The sequence below is a fragment of the Streptomyces sp. NPDC002054 genome, assembly GCF_040296685.1.
Lineage (GTDB): Bacteria > Actinomycetota > Actinomycetes > Streptomycetales > Streptomycetaceae > Streptomyces.
This window is the reverse complement of sequence record NZ_JBEOXT010000056.1, coordinates 1-11451: the sequence shown is the minus strand read 5'-3', so window position 1 is coordinate 11451 and position 11451 is coordinate 1. Positions and strand designations below refer to the sequence as shown.

Here is an 11451-nt window from a genome sequence, read left to right as displayed (position 1 = left end):
CCGACAGGCGACAGACAGACCGGCCGTGGCCGGGCATGGGACGCCAACGACTGCTACGAACTCCGGTGGTGAGGCGGCAGGCGGACCGGCCGTGGCCGGACAAAGAAGGCCATCGATCGCTACGCACTCCGGTGGTCGAGTGGCAGGCGGACCGGTCGTGGCGGACAAGGAGGGCCACCGGCCACCACACCCTCCGGTGGTCGGGGACGGACGGGGTCAGGGGGTGAAGGCGTTGGCGTTCTCGGTGGCCCATTGGGGGAAGGGGCGGGCGGGGTGGCCGGTGACGCGTTCGACCGTGTCGATCACTGTCTTCCCCTCCGGCGGAGTGTTCTTGAAGATGTCGATCAGCCAGGCCACCGTTGCCTCGTCGAGACCGTCCGCGCTGTGTTGCGCCGCGACCTCGTCCTCCGACAGTTCCACCAACCGGATCTCACGACCGACAGCGGCGGCAATCGCGGCGACCTTGTCGCGCACGGTCAGGGCCTGCGGTCCGGTGATCAGGTAGTCCTGACCTGCATGGCCGTCCTCGGTGAGGGCGATCGCGACGACCGCGCCGATGTCGGCCTCGTGGACCATGGCGCTGAGGCCGTCGATGAACGGAGCACGGACGGTGTTCTCGCCGAGGATGGAATCCGCCCAGCCCAGCGCATTCGCCATGAACTCGACCGGCCGGACCACCGTCCAGTCGAGGCCACTCCCCCGGACGGCGTCCTCGAGGGGTGTGGGGCCTCCGCCGTGCAAGACGGTCACCCGCTTCACTCCGGCTTTCCGCACTTCTTCGACGATCTCCGGACCGGTGGCCAAGGGCTCGTATCCCGCACCGGTGAACGTGATCAGGTGGAGGCCGACGACACCCTCGAGTGCCGGTCCGAGCCCCTTGGGATCGGTGAGGTCACCGCGTACGACCTCCACGCCCGCCGGAAAGTCCGCCGCCGAGGGGTTGCGCGTCAGCGCGCGCACCGCGTGCCCGCGTTCCTGGAGCTCGCGGACCACCTGGCGCCCCACACTCCCGGTCGCACCGGTCACGAGATACGTCTGGGTGTCTGTCGTCTTCGTCATGCCCTCAACCTACGAACCCTTGCGGTCAACTTCTGTCCGCAACGGCTCACCGGCCCATGTGCGCCCGGCCACGGCCGGTCCGTATGTCGCCTGACGGCAGAAGCGCGTAGCGATCGGTGGCGGCTTATGCCCGGCCACAGGCAGTCCGCGTGTCGCGCGACCACCGGAGGACGCAGTGGCCACTGGCGGCTTATGTCCGGCCACGGCCGGTCCGGAGACGCCAAACCGGCCGGAGCGCGTAGCGATTTGGCGCGCCCCATGGCCTGGCCTCGCCAAATGGTCCGGGCTTCGAGGAAATGGAGCTCTCCGCCCGCAAGGGCGGCCGGTCGGGCGGCAGCCGCTGCCCGGGCACCCCCGCGTGGCCGCATCTGGGCACCTGCCCCCATGCCATCCCCCCGGGGGCCGCCCGACAGTCCTTGTCTTTCCGGGGCCGACCGGTCGGTCAAGGGTGGAGCGAAGCGGAATCGCGAAGCGACGCGACGAAGGAGCGCCCTTGAGGGACCGGACGGACACGGAAGGACAGTGAGGACTGACGGGCAGCCCCCGGGCACCTACTCGCTCCCGTCCAGGAGAAAACCCCCAACCCCCGCCCCCGCCCCGCAACCGGACGGGGCCGCAGCCTGGGCAGGCCGTCCCCCACCCCGATTGTCGGCAGGGCGGGGCTCCGCCCCAGCCAGCCCAGCGGCGGGCACCGCTCAACAGGCCGGCAAGCCCGCGCTGCGGGCCCCGGAGCCGCGGCTCCGGGTCTGGGCTCCGCCCAACGGAGGCAAAGCACCCCGCCCCGCTACCGGACCCGCCCCGCCAAAGCCCGCAGGGGGGCGGGCGGGAAACACCGCCCCGCCCCGGCTCCGAGAGGGGGGCAAAGGAGCGGGCCCGCGCCGGAAGCCCCGTACGCCCAGCCGGGCAAAGGAGCGGGCCCGCGCCGGACGCCCCGCCCTACATCGCCCGCTCCGCCCCCGGCGCCATTCTGTTGCGGACCGCCGACTGGACTTCCTCCTCCTCCGCCGGGTCCGCCGCCAGGCGGCGGAGGCGGTCGGCCACGCGGGCGTCCGCCGTTTCGGCGTGGTGGGCCGCGACCTCGCGGGTGGACTCCTCGCAGTCCCACAGGCATTCGACGGCGAAGCCCGCCGCGAAGCAGGGGTCCGTGGCCGCCAGGGCGCGGGCCGCACGGCCGCGCAGGTGCGAGGAGGCGGTCTCGCGGTAGATATGGCGCAGCACCGGTGCCGCGCAGCCGATCGAGAGCCGGCCCGCGCCGTCGACCAGCGGGAAGAGCGAGAGGGAATCCGGGCCTGCGGCGCGGACGGTGGAGCGGAGGGCGGAGAGGACCAGGGTGGCGTCCTCCGGGCCGCCGTGGTCGGCGAGCAGGGTGGCCGCCGCCTCGCCGAGGGCGTCGGGGCGCTGCGCCCAGATCCGGGCGCGGTCCACGGCCGAGGGGCCGGTCATGCGCCGATAGGCGGCGATGGCCGGCTCGTCGCCGGCGGCTTCGATGAGGTCGAGGACGGCCGGGTTCTCCGGCTCGGCCAGGACGAGGTGGTGCAGCGCGGTGGCGCGGGCGGCCTCGCCGGCCGCGCCGGCAGCCGCGGCGAGGATCCGGGGGCGGTCCTCGGCGGTGGCTACGGCGGCCAGACAGCGGGCGGCCGGCACATGCAGCGGGGTGCCGCGGCGCAGGCCTTCGGCGGCCCATTCGAAGACGGCTTCGACGCTCCAGCCGGGGCGGGGTCCGTCGGCCGTCAGCTGGCGCTGCCAGCGGGAGAAGGAGCCCTGCTCGCGGGCGGCCCGCAGCCGGGCGCCGTACTCGGGCAGTGCCTCCCACAGGCTCCACGGGCGCGGTTCGTAGGCGTCGCGGACGGCGGCGGCCAGCCGCGCCTCACCTTCCGGTGTGGCGGGGAAATGGGCGAGCACGGGTCCGGCGAGGGCGCGCAGGCCCGCGTCGTCGTCGCGCAGGGCGAGCTCGTCCAGCGCCCAGGCCCAGTTCGCGCCGGAGGCGGCGTACCGGCGCAGCAGCATCAGCGCGTCGTCGCGGCCGTACGAGGCGAGGTGGCCCAGGACGGACAGGGCGAGCCCGGTGCGGGTGTCGGAGTCGTCGAGGAGGTCGTCGGCGGAGAAGAGGTGGTCCTCGATCTCGCCGAGCGGACCGTCGAGGTCCAGGCAGAGTCGGGCGTAGTACAGGGAGCGGTTCTCGACCTGCCAGTCCTGGCGCGGGTCGTGCAGCACGCAGTGGTTGAGTGCCGCGAGGGCTTCGGCCCTGGGCGCGGCGAGTGCGTGCAGCGTGCCGTCGCCGCGGCCCCGCTGGAGGAGCCCGAGCAGGGTACCGCTCGGAGCTATGACTGGTTCGAACATGGGAATGGCCTCAAATCAAGCTGGGGACGCAACCGGGAATCGGGATTCACAGAGCCGCGTAACAGCATGTGAGGACGTCCGCCGTCATGTTCCGCTTGATGTAGACCATTGTCTTCTCTCTTTCGTCGGTGACCGGAGCTCCCCCCGTACCCCGTCCTTCGGGGTCTCTACCCCGTCCTTTGGGGCGTTCTCCGGATCCGACGCCATGATGGCCCAGCCGGTTTGTGCACCGCGACCACATTTACGGCCGCCGTGACCAAGCCGGGATCAACTCGGGGCCCGTCCGGGCCCCTCACCCCCCGAAAAAGTGGACTACTCGGCTCCGAAGAGCTTGAGCAGGTCGGCCTTGCCGAACATGCGGGCCGTGTCCACGGCGGAGGGGGTGCCGGCGGCCGGGTCGGCGCCGGCGGCGAGCAGTGCGCGGATGACGGCCTCCTCGCCCTTGAAGACGGCTCCGGCGAGCGGGGTCTGGCCTCGGTCGTTGGCCCGGTCGGCCTCGCCGCCGCGCTCCAGCAGGGCCGTGACCGTGTCGGCGTGGCCGTGGTAGGCGGCGAGCATGACGAGGGTGTCGCCGCGGTCGTTGGTGAGGTTCGCCGGAGCGCCGGCGTCCAGGTAGGCGGCGAGGGTCCGGGTGTCACCCTGACGGGCCAGGTCGAAGATCTTGGTGGCCAGTTCGATGACGTCCTCGTCGGGGGCGCCCGGAACGTCCTGGGGGCTCTCGCTCATCGGGGCGTACCGCCTTTCACTTCTGCTGCTGCACGTCGTCCGTTCGGATGAAGCCACAGCTTACTGGCCGTAACCGCACATGACAGGCGTGGGCCGAGGTGCGCCACTTGAGCTGGGCCGACCAAGTGAAAAATCCGGCTATTCGCCCGGATGCACCTGTTGTCGCATTGATACTTCCTGTGAGGTTGGCAGAACTGATGGTGACTGTCCCCGCTGTCCCCACCAACGAGGAGAACCTCCCATGGTCCTGTCCATCTCAGGCGTGGTCCTGCTCGGCATCATCTGCTTCCTCTTCTTCAAGAAGGACGGGATGAAGCTGACCCACGCGTTCGTCTGTTCCCTCTTCGGCTTCTTCCTCGCCGGCTCCGCGATCGCACCGAGCATCACGGCCAGTACGGCGAGCCTGGCCAGCCTGCTCGGCGGCATCAAGCTCTGACCGCCCCCGATCCCCGCTCCCCGCAGCACGTACGTACAACTCCAGGAGACGCCCGTGGCCCGGCGCCCACTTCCCCGCATCCTTGAGCGCGGCAGCATTTCGCTCGCCCGGGGCCGCGACATCGCGCGCACGGCCGCCGACAGTGCCACGGACGTCCTCCATCCGCTGCTCACCATCGGGCGCGGCCTGCGCATCCTGGCCGCGTCCGGGCGGCGCAAGTGGGCCGGCACCCCCAAGGAGAAGCGCGGCCCCGCGCTGTTCCTGGGCGCGGCCTGCGTCCTGGTCGTCGCGCTCGTCCCGTACGGGCCGCTGCTCGCCATGATCACGGTCATGGCGGCGGCAGCCTGGCAGGGGCGGGACCGTGCGCCCGTGGACGAGGGGCCCGGCGAGGCCCAGGCGGAACGGCTCGGCTCGCTCTACGAGGCGCTGGTGCCGTACTTCTCCGTGCCGGAGGACCCCAGCCCGCTGTTCTCCCACGGCGGCGCCTGGGACGCGGCGTTCACCGACTACGCCTTCGACCGGCCCGGCCGGATCACCCGGCTCCGGATCCGCTACCCGGCGTACTTCACCGATGGCGAGGCCGAATCCCGGGCCCGGATCGAGGCCTTGCTGCACGCCAAGTCGGGGCGCGGGCGCGAGTATCTCTTCGACTGGGACGAGGAGGGCAACACCCTGGACATGACCGTGCTGCCGCCGCTGCCGACGGGCATCGCCGCGCAGCGCTTCGTGACCTCGCCGGGCGAGACGGTGCTCGGCTTCACCGATGCGGGGACCGTGCAGCGCACCCTGCCGGTGCGGGAGGGGGAGGAGCCGCGCGATGTGCCGCCGGTGATCTGGCGTACGGGTACCCGGGCGACCGAACCCCATCTGCTGGCCGCGGGCCAGTCGGGCAGCGGTACGTCGACGCTGCTGCGGTCGATCGCCCTGCAGGCGCTGCAGCACGGGGGCGATGTGCTGATCGTGGAGGGTGCGGGGAGCGGGGAGTACTCCTGTCTGACAGGACGTACGGGCGTACTGGCGGTGGAATGCGGGCTGGGCGGGGCGAGGGCCGCGCTGGAGTGGGCGGCGCAGGAGACGGAGCGGCGGCTGTTCGCCGCCAACCGGGCACGGCAGGAGGGCCGGCCGGCGCCGGAGGACGTCCGGCGGCCGGTGTGGATCCTGCTCGACCGGCCGAGCGTGCTGGGGCACCTGGCGGCGGCGGACGGGCGGACCGATCCGTTCGCGCTGCTGCAGGTGCCGTTGCGGCACGGACGGGCGGCGAATGTGACGGTGGTGGTGGCGGAGCAGTTCGACCACCTGGAGCTGCTGGGCGAGGCCGTGTGGGCGCACACCCGGGCCCGGGTGGTGCTGGGGGCGGCCTCGGTGCAGCAGATCACGTCGGTGCTGGGGGTGCCGCCGCACACCACGCCGACGCCGGAGGTGCCGGTGGGGCGGGGGTATGCGCGGCTGGGCACGGGGGTGGTGCACCGGCTGCAGGTGCCGGCGACGCCGGATCCGTACGACGAGGGGGCGGCGGCGGGGGCGAGGGAGGCGGTGCTGGAGCTGCTGCCGGAGCGCGCGAAGTCGCCGACTGCGCAGCCGACCCCGGTCGAGGCCACCTAGCCCCGGGCGGCCTGGGGCGGGGGTCCCGCTGCGCGGAGCCATTCCCCCACCCCGCCCCTTCCCGAAACCGGGCTGCCGCCCGGACCCGCACGGGGCTCCGCCCCGGACCCCGTAGAGGGTGCACGGGCTCCGCCCGGCACCCCGGGGCTCCGCCCCAGACCCCGCCGGCGTGTCCCGGGCGCGCACCCGGATCCACACGGTGCTCGGCCCCGGACCCCGCGGCGCGCCCCCGGCACGCGCCCGGACCCGCACGGGCTGCGCCCCAGGCCCCGTAGGGGGTGCCCGGGCTCCGCCCGGCACCCCGGGGCTCCGCCCCAGACCCCGCCGGCGTGCCCCGGGCACCCGCCCGGACCCGCACGGGGCTGCGCCCCAGGCCCCGCGGGCGAGCCCGGAGTCCGCCGGGGCGCCCGGGCCGTGCCCGGCGCTTCGGGGCTTTGCCCCGTACCCCGGCCCTGCCGGGTGCCGGGCGAAGCCCGGGCACCGCAGGGGTGTGGGGCGGAGCCCCGTCGGCGGGGTCCGGGGCCGCAGGCCACGGTTTCGGGAAGGGCGGGGTGGGGGACATGACCCCGCGCAGCGGCTCCCCCACCAGCCGGGCCGGGGTCAGGCTACGAAGGTGCGGGGGGGTTCTGTGGTGTGGCCTGCGGCACCTGTGGTGACCAGGCGGGCTGCCGCCGCCAGGCGGGCGGCGGCTTCGTCGGCCACCGGGCCGCCGACCGTGAAGGGGAGGCGGACGTAGCCCTCGAAGGCGCCGTCCACCCCGAAGCGGGGGCCCGAGGGGACCCGGACGCCCACGCGTTCGCCGACCTCGGCCAGGCGGGAGCCGGAGAGGCCGCCCGCGCGGGCCCACAGGGTGAGGCCGCCCTGGGGGACGGCGAATTCCCAGTCCGGGAGTTCGCGGCGAACTGCGGCGATCAGGGCATCGCGGTTCTCCCGGGCCTGGGCCCGGCGCAGCTCCACCGCCTCCGCCCAGCCGCCCGTCCGCATCAGCCAGTTCACCGCCAGCTGCTCCAGCACCGGCGTGCCCAGGTCGGCATACGCCCGCGCCGCGACCAGGCTGCGGATGACATCGGGAGCCGCGCGGACCCAGCCGATCCGCATGCCCGCCCAGAACGCCTTGCTGGCCGAGCCGACCGTGATCACGGTGCTGCCGCCCGGGTCGAAGGAGCAGACCGGGCGGGGCATCGCCAGGTCCGTATCGAACTGCAGCTCGATCATGGTCTCGTCGGCCACCAGGACCGTCCCGGCCGCGCGGGCCGCCTCGACCATCGCCCGGCGCTGGTCGTCCGAGGCCAGCGCTCCGGTCGGGTTGTGGAAGTCGGCGACCACATAGGCCAGCCGCGGGGCCGCGTCCCGCAGCACCTGGCGCCAGGCGGCCATGTCCCAGCCGGCCAGCCCGTCCGACATGGCGACCGGGACGAGCCTGACCCCGGCAGCCCGCATCAGCTGGAGGATGTTGGCGTACGAAGGGGATTCGACCGCGATCCGTTCCCCGCGGCCCGCGAAGAGGTGGCAGATGGCGTCCATGGCGCCCATCGCCCCCGTGGTGACCATGATCTGTTCCGGCATGGTCGGGATGCCGCGCTCGGTGTAGCGGTCGGCGAGCATCCGCCGCAGCGCCGGCAGCCCCGCCGGGTAGTCCCCGTGCGTGTGGGCGTACGGCGGGAGCTCCTCCAGCGCGCCCTGGACCGCCCGGGTCAGCCACGGCTCGGGGGCCGGGAGGGCCGCACAGCCCAGGTCGATCATCGAGCCGAGGGCCTCCGGCGGCAGCGGTTCCAGGCCGCGGGCCGGCAGCGGGTTGCCGGCCGGTACGGCGGTCCAGCTGCCGGCGCCGCGCCGGGACTCCAGGAAGCCCTCGGCCCGCAGCGCCTCGTACGCGGCGGCGACGGTGGTGCGGCTGAGGGACAGGGAGACGGCCAGTTCGCGTTCGGCAGGGAGCCGGGCGGCAACCGGAACCCGGCCTTCCAGGACGAGCAGACGGATGCCGTCGGCCAGCGCCCGGTAGGCGGGCGGCTTGCGGGAGCCGGGCACGGCGGGCCTCGGCTGCTGGGAGGTGATCAGCCGGGCGAGCTGGGTCGCGCCCACGGCAGAGGTCCACTGAGCCATGCTGTCCGGTCCACCTTCATCGGATTGGCCACGCCGGGAGCAGGAATCGACCGGGATTGGATGTGGCCGGAATGGGATTGGTTCCGTTTGGTTCTGTCCGGACAGGGTGGCACGGCGGCCTTCCCCGGCACCAGTCCGCCCCCCGGTGCGCGGGTGCGGCGAAGTCGTGCACCGACGCGGTGCATACTGCCGCCGTGACGCACGTACGCCTTCGGCACCCGTACCTGGACCATCCGGCTCCGATTCCCTTCGCGCACCGGGGAGGGGCCGCGGACGGGCTGGAGAACACCATCACCGCCTTCCGCCGGGCCGCCAATGCCGGCTACCGGTATTTCGAGACCGATGTGCACGCCACCCTCGACGGCAGACTGGTGGCCTTCCACGACGCGACCCTGGACCGGGTCACGGATTCCGCCGGGCGGATCGCGCAGCTGCCCTGGAGCCGGGTGCGGGAGGCCCGGGTGGCGGGCAGCGAACCGCTGCCGCTGTTCGAGGAGCTGCTGGAGGAGTTCCCGGACGCCCGCTGGAACATCGACATCAAGGCGGAGTCCGCGCTGCATCCGCTGGTGAACCTGATCGCCCGGCAGGGGCTCTGGGACCGGGTGTGCGTGGGGTCGTTCTCGGAGAGCCGGGTGGCCCGGGCCCAGCGGCTGGCCGGTCCCCGGCTGGCCACCTCGTACGGGGTACGGGGCGTGGTCGGCCTGCGGCTGCGCTCGTTCGCGATCCCGGCGGCGCTGCGGGTCGGGGCGGTGGCGGCGCAGGTGCCGGAGACCCAGGCGGGCATCCGGGTGGTCGACCGGCGGTTCGTGCGGACGGCGCACGAGCGCGGGCTCCAGGTGCACGTGTGGACCGTGAACGAACCGGAACGTATGGAAGCACTCCTCGACCTGGGTGTCGATGGCATCATGACCGACCGGATCGACATCCTGCGTACGGTGCTGGACCGGCGCGGATCCTGGGCTTAGGGCTGCGAGGGGGCATCCGGTATGAGTACGCGGACCACGGATCAAGCGGAACCGGCGGAAGCCGCGGATCGGGGGGACCGGGACGGGCCCGGCGACGGCGGCGAGGCCGCCGAGGCAGGCCAGGCCGGCGAGGCTGCGGCCCGAAGACGCGAGCAGCGGGGCTGGTACTTCTACGACTTCGCCTGCTCGGTGTACTCCACGAGCGTGCTCACGGTGTTCATCGGGCCGTACCTGACCTCGGTGGCCAAGAAGGCCGCCGACTCCGAGGGCTTCGTGCACCCGCTGGGCATACCCGTGCGGGCCGGGTCCTTCTTCGCGTACTCGGTGTCGCTGTCGGTGATCGTGGCGGTGCTGGTGATGCCGCTGGTCGGCGCGCTGGCCGACCGGACGGGCCGCAAGAAGCCGCTGCTCGCCGCTGCCGCGTACACGGGGGCGACGGCGGCTGCCGGAATGTTCCTGCTGGGCGGGGACCGCTATCTGCTCGGCGGGCTGCTGCTGGTGGTGGCCAATGCCTCGCTGGCCGTGTCGATGGTGCTCTACAACTCGTACCTGCCGCAGATCGCGGGCCCGGACGAGCGGGACGCCGTCTCCTCGCGCGGCTGGGCCTTCGGCTACACCTCGGGCGCGCTGGTGCTCGTACTGAACCTGGTGCTGTACCAGGGGCACGAATCCTTCGGGCTGACCGAGGGCATGGCGGTGCGGATCTGTCTGGCCTCGGCCGGTCTGTGGTGGGGTGCGTTCGCGATCATTCCGCTGCGGCGGCTGCGGGACCGGAAGGTGGTCCGGGATCCGGCGGCGCCGGCGGTGGGTACCGGCTGGAAGCAGCTGGTGGCCACGCTGAAGGACATGCGGAGGCATCCGCTGACCCTGTCGTTCCTGCTGGCCTACCTGGTCTACAACGACGGCGTGCAGACGGTGATCTCACAGGCTTCCGTGTACGGCTCGGAGGAACTGAAGCTGGAGCAGTCCACTCTGATCGTGGCGGTGCTGCTGGTGCAGGTGCTGGCGGTGGCGGGGGCGCTGGGGATGGGCCGGCTGGCCCGGGTGTACGGCGCCAAGCGGACGATCCTGGGCTCGCTGGCCGCCTGGACCCTGACCCTGACGGCCGGATACTTCCTGCCGGCCCGGACTCCGGTGTGGTTCTTCGCGCTGGCTGCGATGATCGGGCTGGTGCTGGGCGGCAGCCAGGCGCTGTCCCGGTCACTTTTCTCGCACCTGGTGCCGGCGGGCAAGGAGGCCGAGTACTTTTCCGCGTACGAGATCAGCGATCGCGGGGTCGCCTGGGTGGGACCCCTGGTGTTCGGCCTCACCTACCAGCTCACCGGGAGCTACCGGGACGCGATCGTCTCGTTGGTGGCATTCTTCGCGCTGGGCTTCGTACTGCTGGCCCGGGTGCCGGTGCGACGGGCGGTGGAGGCCGCCGGGAACCCGGTTCCCGCACGGATTTGACGAACGGATTTACACGTTCAAGTGAAAGGCCGGTAGTGTACGCCTTTGGCCTGCCAGGCGGACCGTTACTGCGTGTTGAAGAAGTGAAGACGTTGGGTGACATCTGCTGCCAGATGTGACAAAACGGGCATTGGCGGGTACAACAAGGGGCGGCACGACGGGCGACACACGACCCGGAGCGGGAATCTATACCGCCGACCGGACGTTGACCGGATGACGACGACAGCGACACCTGTCCTGTGGGCGACAAGCCCGGGAGGCACGATTCATGAGTGAGCGAGCTCTCCGCGGTACGCGCCTCGTGGTTACCAGCTACGAGACGGACCGCGGCATCGATCTGGCCCCGCGCCAGGCGGTGGAGTACGCATGCCAGAACGGACATCGATTTGAGATGCCGTTCTCGGTTGAGGCAGAGATTCCGCCGGAGTGGGAGTGCAAGGCGTGCGGCGCCCAGGCACTCCTGGTGGACGGGGACGGGCCCGAAGAGAAGAAGGGCAAGCCTGCGCGAACGCACTGGGACATGCTCATGGAGCGGCGTACCCGCGAGGAGCTCGAGGAGGTGCTGGCCGAGCGGCTGGCCGTCCTTCGCTCCGGGGCCATGAACATTGCCGTGCATCCGCGGGACAGCCGCAAGTCCGCGTAGCGCGCCTTAGGCGCGTCTGCGCAGTTGAAGAGCCGCTGGGCTCCGCCACCCTCGGGCAACCGGCCAGTCCTGGGTCAGGCCCAGCTCGCGGGAGATCTGGTAGACGAGGTACTCGACGTCGTAGCCGA

At 72.6% G+C, this 11451-nt stretch carries 9 protein-coding genes and 1 pseudogene; 5 read left to right on the top strand and 5 right to left on the bottom strand.

The window, feature by feature from the left end; genetic code table 11:
* Positions 1 to 216: 216 nt before the first annotated feature.
* The 3 genes from ABT123_RS34400 to ABT123_RS34390 all read right to left on the bottom strand — a co-directional run bounded on the left by ABT123_RS34400 (position 217) and on the right by ABT123_RS34390 (position 4125).
* Complete coding sequence (locus tag ABT123_RS34400) at positions 217 to 1059, bottom strand: NAD(P)H-binding protein (protein ID WP_351321996.1); 843 nt, start codon at positions 1057 to 1059, stop codon at positions 217 to 219.
* Positions 1060 to 1995: 936 nt separating this feature from the next.
* The gene (locus ABT123_RS34395; RefSeq protein WP_351321994.1) at positions 1996 to 3399 is read right to left on the bottom strand and encodes a HEAT repeat domain-containing protein; all 1404 of its coding nucleotides are present in this window, start codon (positions 3397 to 3399) and stop codon (positions 1996 to 1998) included.
* Between the two features lie 312 nt (positions 3400 to 3711).
* The gene (locus ABT123_RS34390) at positions 3712 to 4125 is read right to left on the bottom strand and encodes an ankyrin repeat domain-containing protein (RefSeq protein WP_351321992.1); all 414 of its coding nucleotides are present in this window, start codon (positions 4123 to 4125) and stop codon (positions 3712 to 3714) included.
* A gap of 241 nt (positions 4126 to 4366) precedes the next feature.
* Here ABT123_RS34390 and ABT123_RS34385 point away from each other — a divergent pair, with 241 nt between their 5' ends.
* Both ABT123_RS34385 and ABT123_RS34380 read left to right on the top strand, forming a co-directional pair.
* The gene (locus ABT123_RS34385) at positions 4367 to 4561 is read left to right on the top strand and encodes a hypothetical protein (protein ID WP_030031218.1); all 195 of its coding nucleotides are present in this window, start codon (positions 4367 to 4369) and stop codon (positions 4559 to 4561) included.
* A gap of 54 nt (positions 4562 to 4615) precedes the next feature.
* Entirely contained in the window at positions 4616 to 6163 is a 1548-nt protein-coding gene (locus tag ABT123_RS34380; RefSeq protein ID WP_351321990.1) for a P-loop NTPase family protein, read from the top strand.
* A 600-nt stretch (positions 6164 to 6763) separates the two neighbouring features.
* Here ABT123_RS34380 and ABT123_RS34375 read toward each other — a convergent pair.
* Positions 6764 to 8266 (bottom strand): SCO1417 family PLP biosynthesis transcription factor, encoded by a 1503-nt coding sequence (locus ABT123_RS34375; protein WP_351321988.1) that lies wholly within the window; start codon positions 8264 to 8266, stop codon positions 6764 to 6766.
* A 194-nt stretch (positions 8267 to 8460) separates the two neighbouring features.
* On the opposite strand from ABT123_RS34375, the gene ABT123_RS34370 reads away from it, so the two are divergent.
* The 3 genes from ABT123_RS34370 (at position 8461) to ABT123_RS34360 (ending at position 11323) form a co-directional block, all read left to right on the top strand.
* A complete protein-coding gene (locus tag ABT123_RS34370) occupies positions 8461 to 9231 on the top strand; it encodes a glycerophosphodiester phosphodiesterase family protein (protein WP_351321986.1) in 771 nt (256 codons plus the stop codon).
* 21 nt (positions 9232 to 9252) lie between these two features.
* Positions 9253 to 10680, top strand: coding sequence for an MFS transporter (locus ABT123_RS34365; RefSeq protein WP_351321984.1), 1428 nt, complete (start codon positions 9253 to 9255; stop codon positions 10678 to 10680).
* A 268-nt stretch (positions 10681 to 10948) separates the two neighbouring features.
* Positions 10949 to 11323: an RNA polymerase-binding protein RbpA gene (locus ABT123_RS34360; protein ID WP_003959706.1), complete on the top strand. Its 375-nt coding sequence runs from the start codon at positions 10949 to 10951 to the stop codon at positions 11321 to 11323.
* Between the two features lie 54 nt (positions 11324 to 11377).
* On the opposite strand, the pseudogene ABT123_RS34355 reads toward ABT123_RS34360, so the two are convergent.
* Positions 11378 to 11451, bottom strand: a pseudogene (locus ABT123_RS34355) (redox-sensing transcriptional repressor Rex); the annotation flags it as partial.

Bases quoted from the DNA above. Each gene is read 5' to 3' on its own strand.
- ABT123_RS34375 (WP_351321988.1), bottom strand. From the start codon at position 8,266: ATGGCTCAGTGGACCTCTGCCGTGGGCGCGACCCAGCTCGCCCGGCTG.
- ABT123_RS34400 (WP_351321996.1), bottom strand. From the start codon at position 1,059: ATGACGAAGACGACAGACACCCAGACGTATCTCGTGACCGGTGCGACC.
- ABT123_RS34385 (WP_030031218.1), top strand. From the start codon at position 4,367: ATGGTCCTGTCCATCTCAGGCGTGGTCCTGCTCGGCATCATCTGCTTC.
- ABT123_RS34390 (WP_351321992.1), bottom strand. From the start codon at position 4,125: ATGAGCGAGAGCCCCCAGGACGTTCCGGGCGCCCCCGACGAGGACGTC.
- ABT123_RS34360 (WP_003959706.1), top strand. From the start codon at position 10,949: ATGAGTGAGCGAGCTCTCCGCGGTACGCGCCTCGTGGTTACCAGCTAC.
- ABT123_RS34395 (WP_351321994.1), bottom strand. From the start codon at position 3,399: ATGTTCGAACCAGTCATAGCTCCGAGCGGTACCCTGCTCGGGCTCCTC.
- ABT123_RS34365 (WP_351321984.1), top strand. From the start codon at position 9,253: ATGAGTACGCGGACCACGGATCAAGCGGAACCGGCGGAAGCCGCGGAT.